General features: G+C 42.4%; 22 protein-coding genes and 1 pseudogene. 14 read left to right on the top strand and 9 right to left on the bottom strand.

Going from position 1 to position 23,372, the window contains the following annotated elements; all coding sequences use genetic code 11:
- Positions 1 to 192: 192 nt before the first annotated feature.
- Positions 193 to 1,707 carry a tetratricopeptide repeat protein gene (locus CXF88_RS00875; RefSeq protein WP_101084912.1) on the bottom strand — a complete coding sequence of 505 codons (1,515 nt, stop codon included), beginning with the start codon at positions 1,705 to 1,707 and terminating at the stop codon, positions 193 to 195.
- 32 nt (positions 1,708 to 1,739) lie between these two features.
- A complete protein-coding gene (locus tag CXF88_RS00870) occupies positions 1,740 to 2,462 on the bottom strand; it encodes a hypothetical protein (protein ID WP_101084911.1) in 723 nt (240 codons plus the stop codon).
- Between the two features lie 170 nt (positions 2,463 to 2,632).
- Here CXF88_RS00870 and CXF88_RS00865 point away from each other — a divergent pair, with 170 nt between their 5' ends.
- Together CXF88_RS00865 and CXF88_RS00860 are read left to right on the top strand one after the other, a co-directional pair.
- Positions 2,633 to 3,196 carry a DUF2780 domain-containing protein gene (locus CXF88_RS00865; RefSeq protein WP_101084910.1) on the top strand — a complete coding sequence of 188 codons (564 nt, stop codon included), beginning with the start codon at positions 2,633 to 2,635 and terminating at the stop codon, positions 3,194 to 3,196.
- Between the two features lie 125 nt (positions 3,197 to 3,321).
- The gene (locus CXF88_RS00860; protein WP_101084909.1) at positions 3,322 to 3,771 is read left to right on the top strand and encodes a TerB family tellurite resistance protein; all 450 of its coding nucleotides are present in this window, start codon (positions 3,322 to 3,324) and stop codon (positions 3,769 to 3,771) included.
- An 11-nt stretch (positions 3,772 to 3,782) separates the two neighbouring features.
- On the opposite strand, the gene yjeH is transcribed toward CXF88_RS00860, so the two are convergent.
- Positions 3,783 to 5,066, bottom strand: coding sequence for an L-methionine/branched-chain amino acid transporter (yjeH, locus tag CXF88_RS00855; RefSeq protein ID WP_101084908.1), 1,284 nt, complete (start codon positions 5,064 to 5,066; stop codon positions 3,783 to 3,785).
- 173 nt (positions 5,067 to 5,239) lie between these two features.
- On the opposite strand from yjeH, the gene CXF88_RS00850 reads away from it, so the two are divergent.
- The gene (locus CXF88_RS00850) at positions 5,240 to 5,668 is read left to right on the top strand and encodes an Lrp/AsnC family transcriptional regulator (RefSeq protein ID WP_101084907.1); all 429 of its coding nucleotides are present in this window, start codon (positions 5,240 to 5,242) and stop codon (positions 5,666 to 5,668) included.
- Between the two features lie 42 nt (positions 5,669 to 5,710).
- On the opposite strand, the gene CXF88_RS00845 is transcribed toward CXF88_RS00850, so the two are convergent.
- Complete coding sequence (locus CXF88_RS00845) at positions 5,711 to 6,544, bottom strand: HDOD domain-containing protein (protein WP_101084906.1); 834 nt, start codon at positions 6,542 to 6,544, stop codon at positions 5,711 to 5,713.
- A gap of 220 nt (positions 6,545 to 6,764) precedes the next feature.
- Between CXF88_RS00845 and menD the strand changes: the two genes are divergently transcribed.
- From menD to menE, 4 genes are read left to right on the top strand one after another with little or no spacing between them, the layout of a single operon-like run.
- The gene (gene menD, locus CXF88_RS00840; protein WP_101084905.1) at positions 6,765 to 8,504 is read left to right on the top strand and encodes a 2-succinyl-5-enolpyruvyl-6-hydroxy-3-cyclohexene-1-carboxylic-acid synthase; all 1,740 of its coding nucleotides are present in this window, start codon (positions 6,765 to 6,767) and stop codon (positions 8,502 to 8,504) included.
- Entirely contained in the window at positions 8,486 to 9,316 is an 831-nt protein-coding gene (menH, locus tag CXF88_RS00835; protein WP_101084904.1) for a 2-succinyl-6-hydroxy-2,4-cyclohexadiene-1-carboxylate synthase, read from the top strand. The genes menD and menH overlap by 19 nt, the downstream gene beginning before the upstream one ends.
- Before the next feature lie 2 nt (positions 9,317 to 9,318).
- Positions 9,319 to 10,413, top strand: coding sequence for an o-succinylbenzoate synthase (gene menC, locus CXF88_RS00830; protein WP_101084903.1), 1,095 nt, complete (start codon positions 9,319 to 9,321; stop codon positions 10,411 to 10,413).
- On the top strand, positions 10,413 to 12,005 hold the full coding sequence (gene menE / locus CXF88_RS00825) for an o-succinylbenzoate--CoA ligase (protein WP_101084902.1): 1,593 nt from the start codon (positions 10,413 to 10,415) through the stop codon (positions 12,003 to 12,005). The genes menC and menE overlap by 1 nt, the downstream gene beginning before the upstream one ends.
- A 256-nt stretch (positions 12,006 to 12,261) precedes the next feature.
- On the opposite strand, the gene rpoH is transcribed toward menE, so the two are convergent.
- The 4 genes from rpoH to ftsY all read right to left on the bottom strand — a co-directional run bounded on the left by rpoH (position 12,262) and on the right by ftsY (position 16,797).
- Positions 12,262 to 13,119 carry an RNA polymerase sigma factor RpoH gene (rpoH, locus tag CXF88_RS00820; RefSeq protein ID WP_011635768.1) on the bottom strand — a complete coding sequence of 286 codons (858 nt, stop codon included), beginning with the start codon at positions 13,117 to 13,119 and terminating at the stop codon, positions 12,262 to 12,264.
- A gap of 244 nt (positions 13,120 to 13,363) precedes the next feature.
- Positions 13,364 to 14,329 (bottom strand): permease-like cell division protein FtsX, encoded by a 966-nt coding sequence (gene ftsX / locus CXF88_RS00815; protein ID WP_101084901.1) that lies wholly within the window; start codon positions 14,327 to 14,329, stop codon positions 13,364 to 13,366.
- Complete coding sequence (gene ftsE / locus CXF88_RS00810) at positions 14,326 to 15,015, bottom strand: cell division ATP-binding protein FtsE (RefSeq protein WP_101084900.1); 690 nt, start codon at positions 15,013 to 15,015, stop codon at positions 14,326 to 14,328. The genes ftsX and ftsE overlap by 4 nt, the downstream gene beginning before the upstream one ends.
- Before the next feature lie 3 nt (positions 15,016 to 15,018).
- On the bottom strand, positions 15,019 to 16,797 hold the full coding sequence (ftsY, locus tag CXF88_RS00805; RefSeq protein WP_101084899.1) for a signal recognition particle-docking protein FtsY: 1,779 nt from the start codon (positions 16,795 to 16,797) through the stop codon (positions 15,019 to 15,021).
- A 181-nt stretch (positions 16,798 to 16,978) separates the two neighbouring features.
- On the opposite strand from ftsY, the gene rsmD reads away from it, so the two are divergent.
- Positions 16,979 to 17,578 carry a 16S rRNA (guanine(966)-N(2))-methyltransferase RsmD gene (rsmD, locus tag CXF88_RS00800; RefSeq protein ID WP_101084898.1) on the top strand — a complete coding sequence of 200 codons (600 nt, stop codon included), beginning with the start codon at positions 16,979 to 16,981 and terminating at the stop codon, positions 17,576 to 17,578.
- 4 nt (positions 17,579 to 17,582) lie between these two features.
- A complete protein-coding gene (locus CXF88_RS00795) occupies positions 17,583 to 17,882 on the top strand; it encodes a DUF1145 domain-containing protein (RefSeq protein ID WP_101084897.1) in 300 nt (99 codons plus the stop codon).
- Between the two features lie 81 nt (positions 17,883 to 17,963).
- Here CXF88_RS00795 and CXF88_RS00790 read toward each other — a convergent pair whose 3' ends face one another.
- On the bottom strand, positions 17,964 to 18,527 hold the full coding sequence (locus CXF88_RS00790; protein ID WP_101084896.1) for a NapC/NirT family cytochrome c: 564 nt from the start codon (positions 18,525 to 18,527) through the stop codon (positions 17,964 to 17,966).
- 721 nt (positions 18,528 to 19,248) lie between these two features.
- On the opposite strand from CXF88_RS00790, the gene CXF88_RS00785 reads away from it, so the two are divergent.
- The 5 genes and pseudogenes from CXF88_RS00785 to CXF88_RS00765 all read left to right on the top strand — a co-directional run bounded on the left by CXF88_RS00785 (position 19,249) and on the right by CXF88_RS00765 (position 23,365).
- Complete coding sequence (locus CXF88_RS00785) at positions 19,249 to 20,007, top strand: PepSY domain-containing protein (protein ID WP_101084895.1); 759 nt, start codon at positions 19,249 to 19,251, stop codon at positions 20,005 to 20,007.
- Positions 20,007 to 20,732 (top strand): PepSY domain-containing protein, encoded by a 726-nt coding sequence (locus CXF88_RS00780; RefSeq protein WP_101084894.1) that lies wholly within the window; start codon positions 20,007 to 20,009, stop codon positions 20,730 to 20,732. Before CXF88_RS00785 ends, CXF88_RS00780 begins: the two co-directional genes overlap by 1 nt.
- 159 nt (positions 20,733 to 20,891) lie before the next feature.
- Positions 20,892 to 21,338 (top strand): CopL family metal-binding regulatory protein, encoded by a 447-nt coding sequence (locus tag CXF88_RS00775; protein ID WP_157822752.1) that lies wholly within the window; start codon positions 20,892 to 20,894, stop codon positions 21,336 to 21,338.
- A gap of 105 nt (positions 21,339 to 21,443) precedes the next feature.
- Positions 21,444 to 21,659, top strand: a pseudogene (locus tag CXF88_RS00770) (heavy metal-binding domain-containing protein); the annotation flags it as partial.
- 197 nt (positions 21,660 to 21,856) lie between these two features.
- Positions 21,857 to 23,365 carry an efflux RND transporter periplasmic adaptor subunit gene (locus CXF88_RS00765; protein ID WP_101085353.1) on the top strand — a complete coding sequence of 503 codons (1,509 nt, stop codon included), beginning with the start codon at positions 21,857 to 21,859 and terminating at the stop codon, positions 23,363 to 23,365.
- Positions 23,366 to 23,372: the final 7 nt, after the last annotated feature.

Below are 23,372 nucleotides of genomic sequence, written 5' to 3'. Positions count from 1 at the left end.
TTTTCCACAAAGCGCTTCAAAGCAGGTTGAGATATGTTGAATATATATCAGTTAAATATTAGGCATTGTTTCTAACTAAAGCGAATTGAAGGTACGCGCGACAAACTTATCTGCGGTAAGCCCTTACTGGCTAATAACCCCCAACGTAAAAACAACCCCAAAGTAAAAAAACCATAATAAAGCAAACGTAATTTACACGAGTAAGCACTTTGCCTGTTGCAAGGTCGCTAACTCATCTTCCGTTGGATTAAGCGCGATAACACTGTCAATTTGCATCAGTAACGACTGCCAAAGCGGTTCGATAACTTGGCGCTGAATCTCGTTGGCGTGCAAATTAGCTTGTTGTAATAAATACGCTGCTTGTACCACATCGATACGGCCTAAAATGCCGTCGGCTAAGGCGACACTCAGTTCAATCATCGCGGTGACATTACGGCCGTATTTAATCACTTCATGTAAATAGTGTTCAGCAATATTAAGTTGCTGTTGGCTAGCAACATCGTCGTGCAAAATATCACTGCCACAACGTAACATCGCATCTAATTGACCTTGTTCGGCGGCTTCTTGCATCCATTGCTGGCTCGTAGCGATATCAACCTGGCAGCCCTCACCTTGTTCAAGCATCAGCGCCAAATGATATTGTGCATGCGGGTAACCGGTTTGCGCGGCTTTATTTACCCATAAGTAAGCTTGTTCAAATTGTTGGTTTTGATAAAACAGCACCCCAAGGTTTGACATTGCTTCAGCATCTTCTGCATTAGCGGCTAATGTCAGCAATGTTTCGGCTTGATTAATATCCACTTCAAATTGATCACTGCCCACCAGATAAAAGAAACCTAATAAGGCCTGCGCATTAACAATACCTTGTGCTGCAGCTTGCGCAATAAACGCCTCGCCCGTCGCAGGATTTGCCGCACCACTATAGCCATGCAGTAAGCTCACGCCATGCTCAAACAATGCCGCTTGATGATGAACTGATGCAATATGAAACCAATGTGCTGCTTGGGCAAATACATCCGCTGACGTTTGCTCAACCGTGGTTGATATAAGGCTTGGAGTGTTTGATTCTGCTGAATTTGAACTTGAACTTGAACTTGAACTTGAACTTGAACTTGAATTTGAATTTGAATTTGCTAAGAGTGAACCGTCTGTGGTTTGCGCCAACGCACGCTCTTGCTCTTGTAGCATTAATCCTTTGGCTTTAAGTGACATCCCCACTAAATACTGTGCTTCGGGGTCATTCTTCATCACTGCGCGATAACATAAGTCGCGGCCAGCATATGAATCAAATGCTTCAAATTGATAGCGCGGAGCAGCACCTTGATGCAGTGAAGGATATAGCTTTGCAATTATTTGCAGAATTTGATGGATCGACTTTTCTGCGATGCTAACAAGCTGAGTTTGAGTTAAATGATATTTTTCAGGATGCGCACCACGATTACCATCACTGCGCAATCGGTGTAACGCCCGCACTGCAGCAACATCAATAACGCGTCGAAGGTTTAGCTGCTCGATACGATCATACAAGTTTGCCGAGGTAAACGTTACATCATGCTGCACCGCTAATTGAGCGGCGAGTTTATGGGTAAAGCTGCGAATGTAAACTAACGCTTGGGTAGGAATATCGCGTACATAGCTTTTAGCTAAACGGTAATCATCGCTCAACTCAACAGAGAAACCATTAATAAACTCAATATCATTTAACAATGGTTTCTCCTTTTAGCATGTTGATTGAATATTTATCCCTCTGCTTTATCGGCATCCGGTGTTTTACGATTAACCATATACAATCTAAATAACGCAATATTAACAAACAAACCTAAGAACGAAAACGTTGCTTCAACCACCAGCTGCAATGGAAAACCAACTTGCATCGCGACTTGTGAAAACATGCCAGCTAATAGAGACAATGGCACGTACAGCATTAATACCGCAATGGTTTTAATCGTTATAGGGCCGCTAAATTTAAAGCTACTCTTAATCGCTTCTAAAGGTGTTAAACGTTCAACCACCACCATAAAGTTCACATAGGCGAGGCGAGAAAACAAGTACAAGCTCACGATTAAGCCAATCAACCATAGTGGGCCAAACGCAGCAAAGATCATCACCGGCGCTAAAATGGCTAAACCAGAAAATACTCCAGCCAGTAATAATGGCGGTACAAAAGGCAAACTAGCCTTTAATATTTGTGCCGGGGCAAGATCATGGCCTTGAGAGCGTAGCTCTAAATACAAAGTTAATGCGGCAATTAAAAACGAAAACACCAACAATAACACCATCATTGCTGCAGCGTGTACTGCACCGAATTGTGGGTTTTCAGCATCAGCCTGTAGCATTTCATTACCTAGCCAAAGTTGAATAGCGACTTGGATTAACAGTAATGGCAGCGTCAGTACGGCAAGCTGACGGATGTGGTTTCGAAAAAAGTTAAATGCTTCAGTCAAAATTGCAAACAATGACATGTGGGTTCCAGTAATCTATTAACAACGAATATTGCGCTTAGGATACCCAAAAAAAATGCATTTTGCACAAGTCTAATGTGTAAAAATCGCGATCATCTGTCGCATTTATGTAAATCAGGGTAAAATGATGCATAAGTTTAGACATTGAGCCACATCAAAGGACACTCATTATGAAATTAGCTTCTGCATTACCGGTACTGTTTACCGTCTTCGTATTCTCAGCGCCAGCATCTGCGGGCTGGTTAGACAACGTGGCTGAAATAACTAAAAAACCAGCAACTGAACAAGCCAAAACCATTGCACTGTCTGAAACAATAGAACAATCTGAAACAACTGAGCAATCAAGTGCTTTAGTGGGTAACGTTATGTCTCAACTTGGCTTATCTCAAACCCAAGCTGAAGGCGGGTTAGGCTCACTACTTAGCTTGGCTCAAACCAATTTAGGTGAAAATGATTTTAGCCAATTAAGCGACAGCATCCCAAATGCGGACGGTCTACTGGCTGCAGTTCCTGCTTTATCATCAGGCAATGGCATGTCAGGATTATTGTCACAAGCAGGTAATTTAGGTTCAGCGTTACAAGGTAGCGCAATGGTATATGATGCTTTTGAAAAGCTTGGTATCTCAAAAGAATATATTACCCCTATGGTTGATATCGCTAAAAACTATCTCCAACAGAGTGGTGGTGACGGTACGGTTGATTTATTAATGAAAGGCTTAGGTTCAGTCTTATAATCATTATTAAGACGGCTTAAAGCTACCCTAACACTCGCGTTAACATTATTTAATCCCAAGCCATTCGCTTGGGATTAGCATTTTTGCTAGCATAAAAATGAATAGTAACATTGGACAGAATAATTATGATCGCCAAACTAAAGCAATTTCTCCAATCGCATACTCAAGAAAGTAGCCCAGAAGAGAAACAGAAAAACCTCAACCTGGCCGCGGCAACCCTATTGCAAGAGGTTGTGTACGCCGACGAAAATTTGGCTGCTGCTGAAGCTGCTTTACTGCCCGAAGTGCTCATCAGCACTTTAGGCATTAACCCAGAAGAAGCGATAACCCTCATAGAAGAAGCAAATCAAAGCCGTAAAAATGCCACGTCTCTATTTGAGTTTACCGCCGAAATCAATGCTCAATTTAGTATTGATGACAAACAAAAATTACTGCTGTCAATGTGGCAATTAGCTTATGCCGATGGTGAATTGTCGCAATATGAAGACCAAATTATTCGCCGCACAGCTGATTTACTGCATTTAAAGCACAGTGAACTGATTCAAATGCGCAATATCGCCATGGAAACTCGCTAAATAATAGCCAATTAGCCTTGGCTATTATTGAGTAAATACTTACGCGTAAGATGAGCTTTTTGCCACCACATAAAAGGGGCGATAACCAACACCAATACAATGGCGTAAATCATATTACTGCCAAGCGCGATGCCCAAACCAACACAAAACAAACAACCTGCAATCACTAATGGTAGATACCGCTTGCTGAGTAACTTAGCTGCAGACAACATCGCCAATAAGTAAATAATCACAAACACGCCATTACTCCAAGCGATTAAGTCTTCTAATTCTTGAGTGCTATAAAAGGTCACGATGATCACCACCGCCATAGCCCCCAAAATGGCAAACAAGGCTCTAAAGGGCACACCGTGTGGGTTTAATTTATCAAAATAGCGCGGTAAAATGCCTTCTTTACTGAAGCTCCACAATAAACGCGCGGCACTAGCAGCATACACATTCACTGTTGCTAACCCGCTAGCGATGCCCAATACTCCGATGATATACGCGCCATATCCACCCAAAAAGGTGTTTGATAACAAATAATCAAATGCCGATATCATCGCTAAGCCGTCACCCTCGGTTGGTACCATTAGCAATAAAAAAGTACAGGCTAAATAAATAACACCCACTAATACGGTGCCCATCATCATTGCAGGCAGCAAATCTTTTTCGGGTTGGCGAAAGTCGCTGGCAAGATGTGTCATGGCCTCAATGCCTAGAAAACTCCAAAAACCAATACCCATTGCTAGCATCACCCCACTAAACTGCGGATGACTGCCATGCGCAAAGGTTTGTAGCTGATCGACATTTAACCCGCTGGCACCAAATAATATTGCGACTACCGATACAATCAACAAGGTTAACGCAAACTGTAATTTTGCCGACACCTGAATACCTTTAATATTCAGCAGCAATAACACAGCCACAATCAATAACTCTGCGACTAATTGACCTAGCCCAGAAATCGATATTAATGCTTCTAAAAATTGAAAGGTCATTAAAATTGCAGCAGGTGCACCAATGGGGATCACTAATAAAAAAATCAGCCCAATTGTTCGGCCTGCTGTAGCACCAAATGCTTTTTCAATAAAGTAAGCTGGACCCGCTGCATGCGGGAATCGACTCGCTAACAAACCAAATACTAATGCGACTGGGATAATGGCTACCGTTAATAACAACCATGCTAATAGCGAACCTGAGCCCGCTACCTCTATGGTCATTTGCGGTAAAATAAATACCCCAGTGCCTAGCAATGTGGTGGCCATTAAGCCAGCGCCTTGCCAGCGTCCTATTGTTGCGGTCATTTGATTCATTATCTTATTCTTACTGTGATATATTGCGATATTATAAGGCCAAACAGTAAAACATTCTGCGGGTTAATGAGCTCAATTTGCTTTGCTAAACCGACAATATGACGGATAAAAAGCAACTTTCCGTCATAATGACAGTATGTAGGTGTGACACACAATTATCGGGATATAAATCATTGGATAAATTTGATAAAGCGATTATAAACGAATTACGCCACAATGCTCGACAGAGTATTTCGTTTATTGCTGAGCAAGTGAATTTATCGCGCAGTGCTGTCACCGAGCGAATTAAGAAATTAGAACAAACGGGTGTTATCCGTGGCTATCAGGTTTTACTGAGTGAGTCGCAAAAACAAGGCGTGTCGGCATACTTTGAAATTCAGCATCGTTGCGCCCGTTGCGCCGAAGTCATCCATATTTTCACCACCATACCGGAAGTGATAACTTGCCAAGGCATTACCGGCGACATGGATTTATTGGTTTATGTGCATGCCAATTCTATGCAACGATTACATGAAATTCGCGAATTTATTGATGCTCAAGCTGACATCGTCAAAATTAAAACCCATGTAGTCATGAGCGAATGGATAAACAACCAAGCATAAAAAAGCTCTGTATAAACAGAGCTCAATGGTTAAGTGCCTTGACTAGGCTAATTGCTTACCTATTTCTAACCCTTTACCTCTTAACTCGATGAGCTTCTCGGCTAGCCCAGCCATATCCATTTTAATAATGCCCGCTTTGTGGTTAGTTATATCTGCCAACCAAGCGGTAAAAGATTCGTCATCTCGTTGATCATCCCAATGTTCAAACACCTCGTGCGACAAATAGATAACGGCAGCCAGCTTAGAAACCGGCTTGGCATTAAGCGGTGCGCGTTGATGCTCGATCCCTTGCACTAATGAAGGAGTAAATTTCCACGCTTTAGCTAATAGAGCACCAACAGAAGGTGAGTCGAAACCTAATAAGCTCGTTTCAAGCTGTTGCTTATCTGCCCCTTCAGCGACAGCGGCTCTGATTTGTGCTGCGACCGAAGGCTCAACAACGGCAATCAGTAAATCACCAATATTGTGTAAAATTGCGCACGTAAAAGCTTCATCTGGTGCAACGCCACAACGTTTGGCTACTTCTTGTGAATACAGGGCGACTTCAAAAGTCTCACCCCAGAATTGGGCGAGATCAATCCCTTCTGCATTAGGAATTGCACCAATAACCGCAGAAGCAATCACTAACGTCCGCAACGTTTGCATACCTAATCGAATCACAGCTTCGTCAATAGAACCCACTTCACGACTGCGACCAAAATGAGCTGAATTAGCTAACCTCAATACTCTAGCGCTAATAAGAGGATCTTGAGCCACTTTGGCTGCAATACTCTTTACGGTGGTATTTTCATTATTAACCGCATCTAACAATTCACTAACCGCTTTGGGTAAGCGAGGTAACTCATCAACTCTTTTTAATAATGCAGCAGATTCCATATTCCGAGAGTCCTTGTTATTATTTTTAATACAATAAATAAATCATATTAATAACATTAGCACAACATAAATAAAGCAAGAGAGGATGAGGCTGATATTTGATTGTAGCCTTAACAACTTATTTCGCAGATTTTGGATAAAAATCTGCGCTAAATCTTAGATATAACGCTAACTTGGCGTTACACTAATATTCGTTTATTTATTTGTAATATGAGCCAATATGCAACAACAGACCAGCGCCGATATGAATTTGTTATGGGGTCAATTGATCTTGGAAGAGCTTGCGCGCTTAGGGGTTAAGCATGTGTGTATGGCACCAGGTTCTCGCTCAACTCCGCTAACATTGGCCGCTGCTAGTCAAACCCAGATCACTCGTCATATTCATTTTGACGAGCGTGGTTTAGGGTTTATGGCCCTTGGATTGGCAAAAGCAAGCAATGCGCCAGTCGCCATCATTACCACCTCAGGCACCGCCGTGGCCAATCTTTATCCAGCCATTGTTGAGGCGTGGTTAACCCATGTGCCGCTGATTATTTTATCTGGTGACAGACCACCAGAGCTGATTGATTGTGGTGCGAATCAAGCGATTATTCAGCCTGCTATTTTTGCTCAATATGCTAAACAAGTTAACTTACCAACGCCTGATCTTGGTTATCCGGCTAATGCATTATTGAGTACTATCGATCATGCTGTAGCTAACCAACACCAGCCGGTTCACATAAACTGTATGTACCGTGAGCCGCTATACCCAACAGAATTGGTGACATTGGCTCACGTAAAAAAAACCGCGAGCTTTACAACTGCAACCTATCTTGCACCATTAAACCAGTGGTTTGAAAACACTAAACCACTGACGCGCTATGCTAGCCTAACGACTGCAGAGTTACCCACTACAGACACCTTAATGCGCTTTGTTCACGGTAAAGGCGTGATAGTGGTTGGTACCTTAGCTCCTGAAGATAATCCACAGCAAATCGTCGCGTTAGCACAGAAGCTTGGCTGGCCAGTATTAGTTGATGCACAATCACAGTTGCGTCAGCATCCAGGCGTAATAGGCCACGTTGACCAGTTATTATTAAACCCGAAAGCCAACAAACAACTCGAGCAAGCTGAGCGGATATTAGTCTTTGGTGGGCGTTTTATTTCTAAACGTTTACTTCAATATATTGCCCAACAACCTTGGCATAGCTACTGGCATGTAGGTAAATACGGCGATCGTTTAGACCCGAGCCATCAATCTAAAGAATTTTATCAGGCAAATGTTCAAGCGGTATGCCAATTACCTTGGCCACGCTCATCACAAGCCAACTGGGCATTACAATTATTACCGCTAAATGAGTCATTGGAGTCGCTGTTTAAACAACAAATCGACAATACAACCTTTGGTGAAGCCCAAGTTGTGCGTGCCATAGCATTGGCTCAAACAGATCAACATATACTGTTTATCGGTAATAGTTTACCTATCAGGCTCTACGATATGTACGCACCAATTGCCACCAATACACCGGCAATTTATACCAACCGAGGGGCATCGGGCATTGATGGATTAATTGCAACCGCTTGTGGCGTAGCCGCAGACAAAAATGCATCTACAACCCTAGTGATGGGCGACCTATCCTGTTTGCATGATTTCAATTCTCTGGCACTGTTAAAACAAATGACTCAACCATTTGTGCTGGTTATTATTAATAATGATGGCGGTAATATTTTTAATCTATTACCTGTACCCAATGAAAGCCTGCGCAATGATTTTTATCGATTAAGCCACGGTTTAGAGTTTGGTTATGGCGCTGCTATGTTTGGTTTAGCCTATCGACAAGCAGATGATATTGAGTCGTTTAATCAAGCGTATCAAGAAGCCTTTGAGTTTAATTGTGCCTCAGTGATTGAAGTCAATGTCAGCCCAACTCAAGCCAGCGACCAAATAGCACAAATCAGTCAATGGGTGAAACAACACTAATGGTAATGATCCGTCGCTTTGGCCAACCACAATTACCAGCATTATTAATGCTGCATGGTTTTTTGGGTAGTAAAGACGACTGGTCTATTTTAATGCCACGTTTAAGCCAATATTTTCATTGTATTTGCATTGATTTACCAGGCCATGGCACTAACGTAGACACTTTAAACTCACCGGGACTACACCAAACGGCAGAGCTTATTGTGAGTAAAATGCATAGCATGGGTTATATGCAGTTTCATGTATTGGGTTACTCACTCGGCGGACGAATAGCGCTGCATATTGCAGATGATTATGCTGATTCGCTCTTGAGCTTAACGCTCGAATCCGCTCATCCTGGCTTGCAAGATGCTCAGCAACAAGCCGCGCGAGCTAAAAGCGATAGTATCTGGGCGAAAAAACTCCAGCATATGCCCATAGCGGACTTTCTCAGTCTTTGGTATCAACAAGCGGTTTTTAATGACTTGAGTCAATCTCAAAAGCAGCAACTTATTGCAATACGCCGCAGCAATGATCCACAACGCTTAACCAATTGTTACATGACAACGTCTCTTAGTTTGCAGCAAGACTGCCGCACTGTACTTGAGTCGCTAACGTGTCCATGTCATTTTATGTATGGGGTTGATGACAAAAAATTTGCTCAGGTGGCTATAGATTGGCAGGCGACACTGGCAGAGTCTGGTTTAGGCACTTTGCAGTTACATCCTTTGCACGCCGCAGGACATAATATTCACAGCCTGCATCCTCAATTGTTTACCGACACCTTACTGGGGTTATTGTGCTTAGATCCGTTAACGGATCCAAAGGAGTAACAATGTCATCAGATAACTCAACGATAACCAGCTGTACTCTGTATCAATATCAAATTGAGCTCAACCCTAGTTTACCTGTAGGCATACAACGAATTGATTTTCGTAAAGGGTTAGTGCTTGCTATCCAGCTCAATAATCAACAAGTGGCTTGGGTTGAAATTGCCCCATTATCAGGCATCGATATTGATAGCCAACCAATAACAGGGTTTAGCCAAGAGTCGCTTGATGAGGTGACATCACAGCTGTTGTCAATATTACCGAGTTTGATCGATCAACCCTTAGCGATTTTAGCCAATATTGCCGAGCAGATGTCGCTGCCATCATTGGCATTCTCATTGAGCTTATTGGATTCAAAACTAACCCATCGATTGCCTGTTCGCATCGAAAATCCACAGACTCAGTTAGCTGTGGTGCCATTACTTTACGATGGAATGTCAGCACACGTTATTACTCAAAAGTTACAGACACTGAGCAGCATCAACAGCGTAAAAATTAAAGTCGCTCAAACCAGTATGGAAAGCGAAATCAAATTTATTTATCAAGTGCTGGCAATCGCACCTCACGTAACATTACGCTTAGATGCTAATCGTGGTTTTAGTCTTGAACAGGCTATCGACTTTTTAGCGTGTTTACCAAAACACAAAATTGAATATATTGAAGAGCCATGTATTAACCCCAGTGATAATGCCCAAATACACCGGCAATTAGGAATAAAATATGCTTTAGATGAGTCATTAAATTCATCTCAATTTGATCTCGATTTAGCATTACAACAACCCGGTTTAGGCGCATTAATTATCAAACCCATGTTATTGGGTTCGCTGGATAAATTGCAAAACATGATTAGCCAAGCTCATCTTGCTGGTGTGCGCGGTATAGTAAGTTCAAGCTTAGAAGCTGACCTCGGTATCAGCGACTTACGCATAGTGAGCCAGGCACTAACACCAGATGAACCACCAGGCCTTGATACATTAAGCGCCTTTGGCAAAACCTTGCTGTTAGCCACCTCTGGGTTATCTCCACGGCTAAATCATCAAGTGTTGCAATTACTGACTCACATCGGCCAACCACAAGACTCAGGCGAGGCTGATATATAATGATGTCACCTTTGCATCAAGCAGCATTAAATCATCCAGATGCTATTGCTATTGAAAGTAGCCATAAAGCCGTCAATCCGAGCATCACTACTGGTAATAAGACTTGCAACAATACTTGCCCCACGACTCGCGTCAGTTATGCTCAGTTAAGTGGTTTAGTTCACTGCGTAGTGCAACAATTGCAATCACAAGGTGTTAAGCATGGCGATATTGTAGCTTGTGTGTCACACAATAATATTGACATGATTTGCCTATATTGGGCATGCATTGATGCGGGATGGATATTTTTACCTTTGTCACCTCGATTGGCTGATGTGCAGATTAATCAGCTTATCAAACGCTTTGATCTCCAATGGTTATGGACCGATAACGTCAGCAGAAAAACCGCAATTGAGATTGCCTACTGGCTCGATATTGAACTGCCTCAAAAAGTAGATCAACTAAGCAACCAAGCTGTTGAGGTATCACCACATCAAGCTTCCAATATTATTCTCACATCTGGTTCAAGTGGAACACCCAAAGCTGCGGTACATTGCTTAACTAACCATTTGAGCAGCGCCAAAGGGGCTGCAACGTTTATTGCTTTAGCGCCGTCTGACGCTTGGCTATTATCGTTACCACTGTTTCATATTGGTGGGTTGGCCATTATTCATCGTTGCACTTTGGCTGGAGCCTGCATTGTATTGCGAGATCCCGCATTGACACTGGCCGAACAGCTAACAAGTAGCCATATCACCCATGTGTCATTAGTGCCAACCCAGGCGATACAGATACTCCAGCAACATCCCGCGGCGTTTACCAATGTAAGCGCATTACTGTTGGGTGGCGGAGCCATAGAACCGGCTCTTATTGATGCACTACAACACCTGCACATTAATGCTTACACCAGCTATGGTATGACAGAGATGAGCTCGCAAATTACCACCGCTAAAGCCAATTTATTAGGCCATCATGGTTGTCCTTTGCCTTCAAGACAACTGAGGTTGAAAGACGGGGTGATTTGGGTAAAAGGTGAGTGTTTATTTTTAGGCTATTTAACCGACCAGGGGTTAAGCTTGCCATTAGATGATCAAGGTTGGTTTTGTACCCACGACAAAGGACTGTTAGATCCAGAAGGACAACTGAGTATTTTAGGCCGCATGGATAACATGTTTATTTGTGGCGGTGAGAACATTCATCCAGAACAACTTGAAGCAGTATTATTAACTCATCCCAATGTCGCGCAAGCGATTGTATTTGCCCTAGACGATACAATTTTTGGCCACTTACCTGCTGCCATTATTGATTATTGTGTCGCAGACAATAGTACTAATGCAATTGAACTCGAAACCGTTAATGCCAATCCAGTTGATTTCGAGACCGTTAACATGGAGGCTGTTGACTTAAAGACTGTTGATTTAAGAGCCATTGATGTCGACAACATTAACCTGCAGCTGAGTCAGTTAGTTGAATCAACACTGGCGCGTTTCAAGCGGCCTAGACAATTTTTTGGTTGGCCAAAAGACGTCGTCACCAGTGGTTTAAAAGTGCCAAGAAAAAGCATCATCAACGCCATTCAAACCCAGATAGACGCAGCAAAAATAGCACCATAATAATATTGATTGCTCAACAACGCTTAACCATCGGTGGCTTCGGCCTATTTGATGGCACTAAATTCGCTTATTCGAAATTTGCCTATACGACACTGGCTAACTCTAAAGTGAATGGGTCTACATTGGATTGATCTCAGTTCAACATCAATGAGTGCTGATAAAGCTTCGCAGCCAAATTATCAAATTATCAAATTCCAGCCATAAAAAAACCTGCCGTAGCAGGTTTTAATCTATCAAAATCGAATACGCTGGAGTGTTACTCCATACAAGATTTAAGCTTGTTCATGGCATTCTTTTCTAACTGTCTGATTCGCTCAGCAGAGACTTCATAAGTCGATGCAAGTTCCTGCAAAGTCACTTTAGTATCATCTAACCAACGCGCACGTAATATATGCTGACTACGTTCGTCTAAGGTTTTAATGGCCGATAATAAACGTGTTTGAGAGTCTGCTTCCCAATTGGCATGCTCAACCTGATCCGCCACATCTGAAGAATGATCTTCTAAATATAATGCTGGGGCAAAATCATGATGATCGTCATCGCTGTCATTGGTTAAGTCGAAGGCCGGATCTTGGGCTGCCATCCGTGATTCCATTTCGGTCACATCAGCTTTCGATACACCTAAATTCTCTGCAACCATGGTCACTTCAGCGTCACTAAACCAACCTAAACGCTTTTTAGACTTACGAATATTAAAGAATAATTTACGCTGTGCTTTCGTGGTCGCTACTTTCACGATACGCCAGTTTTTCAACACGTATTCATGAATTTCAGCTTTAATCCAATGCACCGCAAAAGACACAAGGCGAACACCAACATCTGGGTCGAAGCGTTTAACCGCTTTCATCAAGCCAATGTTACCTTCTTGAATAAGATCTGCCTGTGGTAAACCGTATCCTGAATAACCTTTCGCAACATGCACAACAAAACGAAGATGCGACATAATTAATTGCTTTGCCGCTTGTAGGTCGCCATTTTCTTGTAAACGCTTGGCGATGTCGTACTCTGTATCGGCGTCCAGCATATTGATGCTGGTCACAGACTGGATGTACGCTTCTAGGCTACTAGCATTATGCGGAACCGCCAGCGCCATTGATTGCGTTTGATAAGTCATTCGCTCTCCTACTACATTCAAAAATATATTTCAGCTAACTCGGTACGATGATTCTGTACGATGAATAAGGTCTCTTGGTTCACAACACAAGAGAGCTAACTCGATTTAGCCGATAAACTATCAACTATATGACATCATATGTCAAATAAGGTTCTACTAGATGAACATTTTTACCGCAAGGCTATCGCAATGCAAGTGAACAAACGTTCATTATTAAGGCTTAAGCTTCATTATACGCCTGCAATTATGACGGTTCAATGCTACGTAAGTGTTGTCGTACAGATAAATATGAGCCAAACCAGCCTAAGAATGATGCCAATAACACCAGTTTAATCAACTCTGAAAATGTTAATGACTGGATGGTTAATTCACTGCCATATAATCCCAGTAACTCTGCTAAGGCACCATCGAGATACCACACTAACACATTAATAATGAGCCAAGCCAAAATGCCACCGATGACCCCATACCAAATTCCAGTATATAAAAACGGACGTTGAATAAAGGCTTCGGTTGCACCCACTAGCTTCATTACTTCAATTTCGGTTCGACGGTTCATAATCGCAAGCCGAATGGTATTGCCAATAACTAACACCACCGCAAGAACCAGCAAGGCAGCAATGGCCAACACTGTTTTTTCAAGTAATTTAAGTAATGCCTGCAGACGCTCTAACCATTCAATATCTAAACGACCAAAGTTAACTTCGGATTCACGTTCTAATTTTACCAGTAACTCACGCGCCCCTGTGGGACTAGAATACTTAAGCGAAGGCGTTACCGTAACGACTGCAGGTAGTGGGTTTTCATCTAAATATGACAACGCCTCACCAAAACCAGATAAGCGTTGAAACTCTTCTAATGCTTGATCGCGACTAATATAAGTGACCGATTCAACCTCGCGGAATGCTTTGATACGCGACAACAAACTTTGAATGGATTGCTCACTGCGGCCTTTATTAATAAATAACGAAATTTCAGCGGCACTGTTCCAAGATTGAGTGATGTTTTCAGCATTTTTTACCAGTACCTGCAATGCCGCCGGTAAACTTAAACTCACGCCCAATACTGCCATGGTCATAATGGATGAAACAGGGCTGCGCCAAAGTTCTCCCATACTCGACATGCCTTGTTGCACATGGCGAATAAAAAACATCACAATACGACCGCTTAAAGGTAATTTACTCTGAGTAATATTCACTTTTTTACTCATCGTATTGTCTCCCCACCAGCAGTAGAACGTTCTCCACCGAGCATACGTCCTTCACGCAGAGTAAAAGTGCGATATTTCATGCGCGCAATAAGGCCTAAATCATGGGTGGCAATTAGCACGCTAGTACCCGAGTCATTAAAGGCTTCGAATAAGCGTAAAATATCCATCGATAATTTAGGGTCTAAGTTACCCGTAGGTTCATCGGCCAACAACAGTGGTGGCTTGTTAACAATAGCGCGGGCAATGCCGACTCGTTGTTGTTCACCACCCGACAGCATTATCGGCAAATGCCGTTCTTTGCCATATAAACCCACCATGTCGAGTGCGCCAGCAACACGCTTACGAATTTCGCCATGGGTGAAACCTTCGATCACTAACGGCAAGGCAATATTGTCAAATACGGTTTTATCCATCAACAAGTGATGATTTTGGAAGATCACCCCAATATTGCGACGTAAATAGGGCACATGTTTTGGCCCTACATTGGCAATGTTATGCCCATTAATAGACACCTTACCTGCCGTAGCACGTTCAATAACCGTAATAAGTTTGAGCAAGGTACTTTTACCCGCACCAGAATGGCCGGTTAAAAAAGCCATTTCACCTTGTCGAAGGTGAAAGTTGACATCCATAAGGGCCTTTTGGCCTCCAGCATAGATTTTACTGACCTGCTCAAATTGGATCATAAATTATTGGTCCGTTTTATCCTGGCTAAATAATGCTTCAATAAAGTCATTGGAGTTAAAAGTACGCAAATCATCAATTTGCTCACCGACACCAATATGACGAATAGGAATAGAAAACTTATCGGCAATCGCAAAAATCACCCCGCCTTTGGCGGTACCATCTAATTTACTGATGGTAATCCCCGTCACGCCAACCGCTTCTTTAAACAATTGTGCTTGGCTAATAGCATTCTGACCAGTGCTAGCATCTAGCGTTAGCATGACTTCATGAGGCGAATCTGGGTCGAGTTTTTTCATCACTCGCACGACTTTTTTCAACTCTTCCATTAAGTGACTTTTGTTTTGCAAACGTCCCGCTGTATCTGCAATTAATACGTCTACTTTACGCGCTTTAGCGGCTTGTAAGGCATCGAATATAACTGAAGCACTGTCTGCGCCAGTATGTTGGGCCACGACCGGAATATTATTGCGTTGTCCCCACACTTGTAACTGCTCAACGGCTGCTGCGCGGAAGGTATCACCGGCAGCTAACATGACAGATTTACCCTGGCTTTGGTACTGTTTAGCCAGTTTACCTATCGTGGTGGTTTTACCCACACCATTGACACCAATCATAAGAATGACAAACGGGCCATTGGCGTTATCGGGAACTAAAGGAATGGCTACCGGATCGAGCATTTTTTGCATTTCTTCACGCATTAAATCATAAAGTGCTTCTGCATCTTTAAGTTGCTTACGTGATGCATGCTCGGTCAGGCTTTTAATTAATTTATTGGTGGTTTCGACACCCACATCAGCGATTAACAATTGTTCTTCGAGTTCTTCAAATAACTCATCATTAATTTTTTTACCGCGGAATAAGCCAATGAAACCAGAACCAATATTCTCGCTGGTGCGCATTAAGCCACGCTTTAAGCGGGCAAACATACCCTCTTTTTGTGGTTTAGCTTGCGGTTCATCTTGTTGTGCTAACTCAATAGACTCTATCGGTGCTTGTTGCTCGGCTACTTGTTGTTCTGCTAATTGCTGCTCTGCTAATTGCTGTGCGGCTAGTTCTGTAGCTAAAGCTTCGGTTGCTAAGGCTTCAGCTGCTAACGTTTCTGCAGCAATACGTTCAGCATCGACACGGGCTTGTTCTGCTCGTTCATTGTCGATACGCTCTTGCTCAAGACGCTTCGTTTCTAGATGAAGCTGCTCGAGACGAATCTGTTCAGCACGTTCGGCTTCTAAACGTTCAGTTTCTAAACGCTGAATCTCTTGTGCTTGCTTTTGTTGCTCAGCCTGCTCAGCGGCTAGCTTTTCTGCAGCAATACGCTCAGCATCGATACGGGCTTGTTCTACTCGTTCACTGTCGACACGCTCTTGCTCAAGACGCTTATTTTCTAGATCAAGCTGTTCAAGACGAAGTTGTTCAATACGTTCGGCTTCTAAGCGTTCAGTTTCTAAACGCTGAGTCTCTTGCACTTGCTTTTGTTGCTCTGCCTGCTCAACGGCTAGCTTTTCTGAAGTTAAAACATCAGCAGCTAACTTATCCGCGGCAATACGCCCAGTGTCGATATACGCTTGTTCTGCGCGTTCGCTTTCGAGACGTTCTTGCTCAAAACGCTCAACGTCTAGATGCGCTGTTGCTTCAGTTTGCTTTTGCAGCTCAGCTTGTTGGGTTTGGTCAGCAGACTCTGTTGCAACTTCATTTTCCGCATCAATATCGAGTTGTTGCTGTTCTTCAACTTCAGGGACGGGCTTATCTTTACGAAACCAGGAAAAAAAACCTTTCTTTGCCATGTTTGCTACCAGTATTTATATGCTTAAAAATTCAGTTGAAGCCGTTTGTTGCATCTCTAACCAGTAAAATGATGAATACTCACATTTAATCACAAGTTTGATATAAAATAACGGCGGTTCAGATTGTGGCATAGTCTACCACTTTCTATTTTCTTTGTTCAGGCAAAATCACGAGGGTGAGATGGCTAAAAAAAATACCAGCAGCGGTCAGGTGCGGATTATTTCAGGTCAATGGCGATCTCGTAAGCTACCGATCCATGATCTTGAAGGTTTACGCCCAACAACTGATCGCGTCCGCGAGACCTTATTTAATTGGCTTGCCAACGATATCCGTGGTGCCAGAGTACTCGATTGCTTTGCCGGCAGCGGTGCTTTATGCCTTGAAGCTTTATCCCGTTATGCCAGTTTTGCTACCATAATTGAACTGCAAAAAAATGCTGCTAATCAGTTGAAACAAAACCTTGCCACCCTGCAATGTCAAAATGCACAGGTTATTAATGCCGACAGTTTACAAGTGCTTGCTAAAGGCACACCCAGTGGGTTTGATATTGTGTTTATCGATCCACCGTTTCGTAAAGATTTAGTAAACAAAACCATTGAGTTATTGATGCAACATCAATGGTTAAACCCCAATGCACAAATTTATCTCGAAACCGAATCAGAATTAACCTCAGTCAATGTGCCAGCAACCTGGGTTGCCTTAAAAGAAAAAAAGGCAGGTCAAGTATGTTATCGACTGTACCAATATCAGCCGAACAATACCGAACTATCGTCCGATTAAGTTAATGCCTATATCAATACACGATATTATACTAATTGGTAAAACGGCCACTTTGTCGATGTGGTGTTTGGTGGCTTACGGCTTGTTTATTTTCAGCCCTGATGTATCGCTGTTTATTAATACGTTTGCCTTTATCACCGCGGCAATGCACATGTTATTTGTGCTACTCACACGCTTAAAAAATTTCCGAAACAGTATACCTGCGGCACATTATCGGGCGATTTTGCTGTGGGGAGTATTTGCACTATTTGAGCAACATCATTCACAGTACGCTAGCCCGCTTGTTAACCGCAGCAACAAATAATAAAAATGACGATTATCTGAGACATTGACATAAAAAAACCTCGTTATTTAACGAGGTTTTTTAGTTAATAACATCGGCACATTACTTTTTAGGGTAAGGATGCGCGACACCTTTGTGACAATCGACACAGGTCTTTCTGTCTTCTGGTGCTTTTTTAAAGTTCATACTGTGCATTCTTACGGCCATTTTCTTCATCGTATCTGGCTGATCTTCATAAATACGAGTATGGCAATGCCGACAGTTAGCCGAATCATTACCGCGAAAGTATTCTAATGCTAAATCAGCTTGTTCTTTACGGTTTTCATCTAACCATTCTTGCGTCATAAAGCCATCAATGGTCATCAAGCCAATAATGTCTTTAGAAACAATGATTTTTTTAACTAAATAATCAAATGGGCCATGTGGTAAGTGACAATCTTGACATTGTACTGTGACACCTGCTCTACCACCACCATGGGCTGACGCCATAACCTCTTCTCTTAACGAGTGGTCACGGTGACATGTCATACAAAAAGCATCGCTACTTGTTGCATGTAAAGTTTGTTGTGTTGCGAAATAACCTACGACACCCACAATTACACCAACCACAATAAGGGCAATAATCGAGTACTTCGCGCTTGGTTTAAATAGTGCACGCCAGTTCATTGTTCAATCTCCGTAATAGCAAAAAAGGAATTTCTAATATTTATAAGTCTAGTTTAGGATTATTCGAAATTATAAAATTGATTTTAGTCGCCATTTTGAGAATTGTTTATCTAAAATATGTCTAAAATGCGAGCTAGATCTCGACTTTTGCACATGCCGTACCGAAATAATGATCAATTACTGGATCAGGTCAACGAAGTGGCCAATAAAGATAACGTTGAGTAAAAGAGTGAACTTGTCAGTGTCCAAATTTGTTTTTGATTTTAAATTTGATTTTAAATTTAAGTATTTGCCTTCACCCTTCACTAGTGGCTAACAACACTGAAGAGCAAAAATTAACAACAGCGGTGGTAGATAAATGCACCTTCTTTGATAAAGGCAGGAGATAACATTTATCTCCTGCCAAATATTAGCGAAATAATCACTCACGGCCCGCTAATTGATTCGGCGTTAGCGCTGACGACTAATGTTGAATGTGATGCGACTCCATTGCAGGCATCGCATTGTTAGCCACTAATTGCATGCTAGTGATGCTAGTAATGCTATTAATGCTATTGGCGTACGTTGACAGCTCTGCTTTAACTTCACGATTAACATAAATTGCTGCAAACTATGAGTCACTTAACAGATAATGGTATCTCGATGGTCATTTATAGCTTGATTTACTAACCTAAAACACTTTCTAACTAAACCAATAATAAAAATAATAAGGTTAATTTGAATGCATAAAACCGCAAGAACACTCCATAAATGGTTGATGCTGTTTCTCGGGCTACAGTTTGTGATTTGGTCAGTAACTGGAACATATATGGTGTTTATGCATATTGACTATATTCATGGGGATTCGCTCATCAGTAACCCCCAAACAAAAATCAATCCCGATAAACTGCAGTATTCATTGACAAAACTGTTACAAACTTATCCTGAAGCAGAGCAAATAAGTGTCGGTAAACTGATGCAACAAGACGTATACCGCTTCTCTATCCCGACCATAAATACGACCATAAAATCGACTCAGCAGGTACTGCTAAATGCTCAAACAGGTGAACGTTTATCGCCACTTAATCAAACGGCAGCCATAGCATTAGCGCAATATTATTACCTTGGTAATGAGCCCATTACCGAGGTGAGTTTACTGACCGATAACCCACCTTTTGAACTCAGTACTCGTCACTTACCGGCGTGGCGAATTAATTTCGACCACTTTTCCGCACCATCACTTTATATCTCAGCTGACAGTGGATTATTAGTAGGCAAGCGCCATGCATTTTGGCGTTTATTCGACTGGGTGTTTCGTTTTCATGTGATGGATTATGGCGATGCTGAAGAAATCGATAATCAATTATTATTCTGGATAGCGTTGTTCTCAACTTTAGCTACCGTTAGCGGGTTAATATTAGTGTATTTCAGGGTATTACGTCGTACTAAAAACAAACGCAAACCTATGTTCAGCAAGCGTAAACACAGTGGGGTTGCCTAATGTTTTGGGTCAGAAAACTGCATAAATGGGCATCAGTCATTGTAGGGGTTCAGTTACTCCTTTGGTTAATCAGCGGGCTGTATTTTAATCTTATGGATCACAATAAAGCCCAAGGACTTACCCACCTTAACGACACTCACACTGAAGTGGTAATAGAGACTCATCGTTTGCGTGAACCTAGTACTATTCTGGCCGCCTTTAAACCTAGCATATCGCTTAACATCATTACTTTATTAGATAAACCTTACTACCTATTAACCCATGAAAAAGGCTTATACAATCATCTTAACAATGACTACACCTTGGTTGATGCTTATGACGGTAACCAAGTAATAATTAATACCACAATGGCGCAACAGTTGGCCAAAGCATCTTACTCTGGAGAGGCTGTAATAAGTTCAACTCTCTTACTCACTCCGCCATTGGACGACTTTCCAAAACAGCGCAATGACACTTGGCAGATAAACTTCGCCGATAATATTGGCACCAGTGTTTATATTGAAGCACAGTCGGGTCGACTCGTCGGCCACAGTGATGAACATACACGTTTAGCCGATATATTTTTTATGCTGCACTTTATGGATTACACCAGTGAAGGCAGCTTTAATAACATCCCTATCAAGATTTTTGCGTTTATAACGTTATGGTTAACCTTTAGTGGATTAATTTGGGTGATTGATATGCTCAAGCGCAACAGGTATCGGCCCAAACTAAAGCGCAAATAATGGCGATTTAAACGTAAGTTGACCCTAAATTAATGAAATGGAATGTGTATCACACGATACTGATCATAAAAGCGTTATCATCTGTTATTACTTGAAAGATTTTTACTTAAGTAAAGGTCTGTTAAGCTAACCCCTAATAAACGATTTGGTTAAGGCTAAATGAGAGCAAAGCAGTCAAACTATTGGATCATCGTAATCACTTTGTTCGCACTTGTCGGACAGGGGCTGCTGACGAATGACAGTTTGATGGTGCCAATGGCCCATGCAGAAATGGCTCAAGCAATGTCCGCTCAAACCGACAAAACAACCAACACCACATCAGCCATGTCGCATAAGGCAATGAAGAATTGCCACGATAATATGCAAAATGCCGTCAATGATGTGGGTGAACCTATTGCCGCAAAGTTACCGCAAACCAGCTGTTGTAATGGTTCCGGATTTTGCAGCTTGGATTGTAACCACTGTTTGACTATTTCGTTTACTGCCAACCTAATTGATATTCCATTGGCAACGACCAATATTCCCGTTTACTCTGCACCGCTTGCGATGGTTGTTAACCATGTGTCAATCGCATTCCCTCCTGCGTTCCGCCCTCCTATCGCTTAATTCAATTGATCATTCTTGTGCGTTAAGCACATTCAATACTATTGTTTTTTAGCGTTTATCATCATGCCGGTTATCAGTATTGTCATGATGAATATCGAGGTTATTATGAAAAAACTGCCATTTTTTAATGTGCTATTAAGCGCATTCGTTGGGGTCATCATCCCCGCAGCTCTGACATCAACGGTTGCTTATGGCGCAGAGCACGATCATGCCCAGCATCAGTCGCAAGCCAGTAAAACCTATACCTGCCCGATGCACCCTGAAGTGATCAGCGATAAAGAGGGAACCTGTCCCGTCTGTAATATGTTTCTCGTCGTCAAAGATGAGCAACAAGAGTCCAGTGCTGGCGACACTCAACATCCAATGGCTAACATGCATGGCGCTATTCCAAAAGAACCAAGCCTAGCAGACAAGTTTAATTGATCATTCTTGTGTGTTGAGCACATTCAACATTATTGTTTTTAGCGTTTATCATCATGGCAATCTTCAGTATTGCCATGATGAATATCGAGGTTGTTATGAAAAAATTCCCACTTTCTAGTGTGCTATTAGGCGCGTTTGTTGGGGTAATGATCCCCGCGGCTTTCACATCACCTGTCGCTTATGGCGCAGAGCACGATCATGCCCAGCATCAGTCACAGGCCAGTAAAACCTATACTTGCCCGATGCACCCTGAAGTGATCAGTGATAAAGAGGGAACCTGTCCCATCTGTAATATGTTTCTTGTCGTCAAAGAGGAGGAAGAAGAGTCCACCGTTGACGGCACTCAAGATCCAATGGCAAACATGCAAAGTGCGACTCCTGTAAAACAAAGCCAAGCAGATAAGGTATTTAGCCAACCTAAACCTACATTAATGCCGACAGCAAATCAGAGCGATAGCACCAATGTAAAATATGTCTGTCCAATGCATCCACATGTAGTGTCCGATGCTCCTGGTACCTGCCCTATTTGCGGGATGAACCTAGAGAAAGTCACCGTTACCGATGCAAGCCAAGAAATTGTTGTCGGTGTTTCTGGCGGGATGCAACAAGCTTTGGGTATGCGAAGCCATGTAGTTGAAAAAACCAGTTTGTCGCGCCAAGTGAATACCATAGGCACAGTGCAATATAATGAAAATGCGATTGGCCATGTACATACACGCGCAACCGGATGGATCGAAACGCTCACGGTACATAACGTGGGACAACAGATAAAAAAGGGCCAACTTTTATATGAGCTTTACTCGCCCGAACTCGTCAATGCCCAAGACGACTATTCCCAAGCTCAAGACTACCTTTTGCAAGATAAAAAACGAGGTAGCAGTTTATTACTTAAAGCACGTAAACGCTTAGAGTTGCTTGGCGTCGATACCTCGATAATTGATCGTTTAGAAAAAACCGGTGAAACCATTTTTAAAGTGCCTTTTTATGCCCCACAAGATGGCTTTATCAGTAAGCTAACCGTGCGTGATGGCATGTATATTCAGCCTGGAGATACCTTGTTTGAAATCGTTAATTTAGACAGTGTATGGGTCATTGCTGATGTATTTGAAAATGAACAAAGCTGGCTACAACAAGGCCGTAAAGTCACTGTTAGCGCTGCAGCACAAGGGCTGTTTGATATTGACTCGACAATTGACTATATCTACCCAGAATTAGACCCTGTCACCCGAGCGATGCGGGTGCGGATCAAGCTTAACAATCATAACGACAAACTCAGACCAGGCAGTTTAGTTGATGTGACCTTATTTGGTCTGCCTAAGAATAATGTGCTCACGGTACCAACTGAAGCATTGATCCTTACCGGACGAGAAAACCGTGTGGTGGTGCAACGCAGTGATACCAGCTTTGCTTCCGTGCCAGTCAAAATTGGTATGATGGCAGACGGTAGAGCCGAAATCTTAGAAGGACTGAATGAACATGACAAAGTGGTTATTTCAGGGCAGTTCTTATTGGACTCAGAAGCCAGTATTCAAGGCAGTTTACAGCGTTTAAGTAATGCGCCAACGACCAAAGAATCAACCACTACCGATGCTCACCAGCACTAAGGAGCAC

It is taken from the genome of Shewanella sp. ALD9 (genome assembly GCF_002836315.1).
Lineage (GTDB): Bacteria > Pseudomonadota > Gammaproteobacteria > Enterobacterales > Shewanellaceae > Shewanella.
This window is presented reverse-complemented; position numbering and strand designations above follow the sequence as displayed.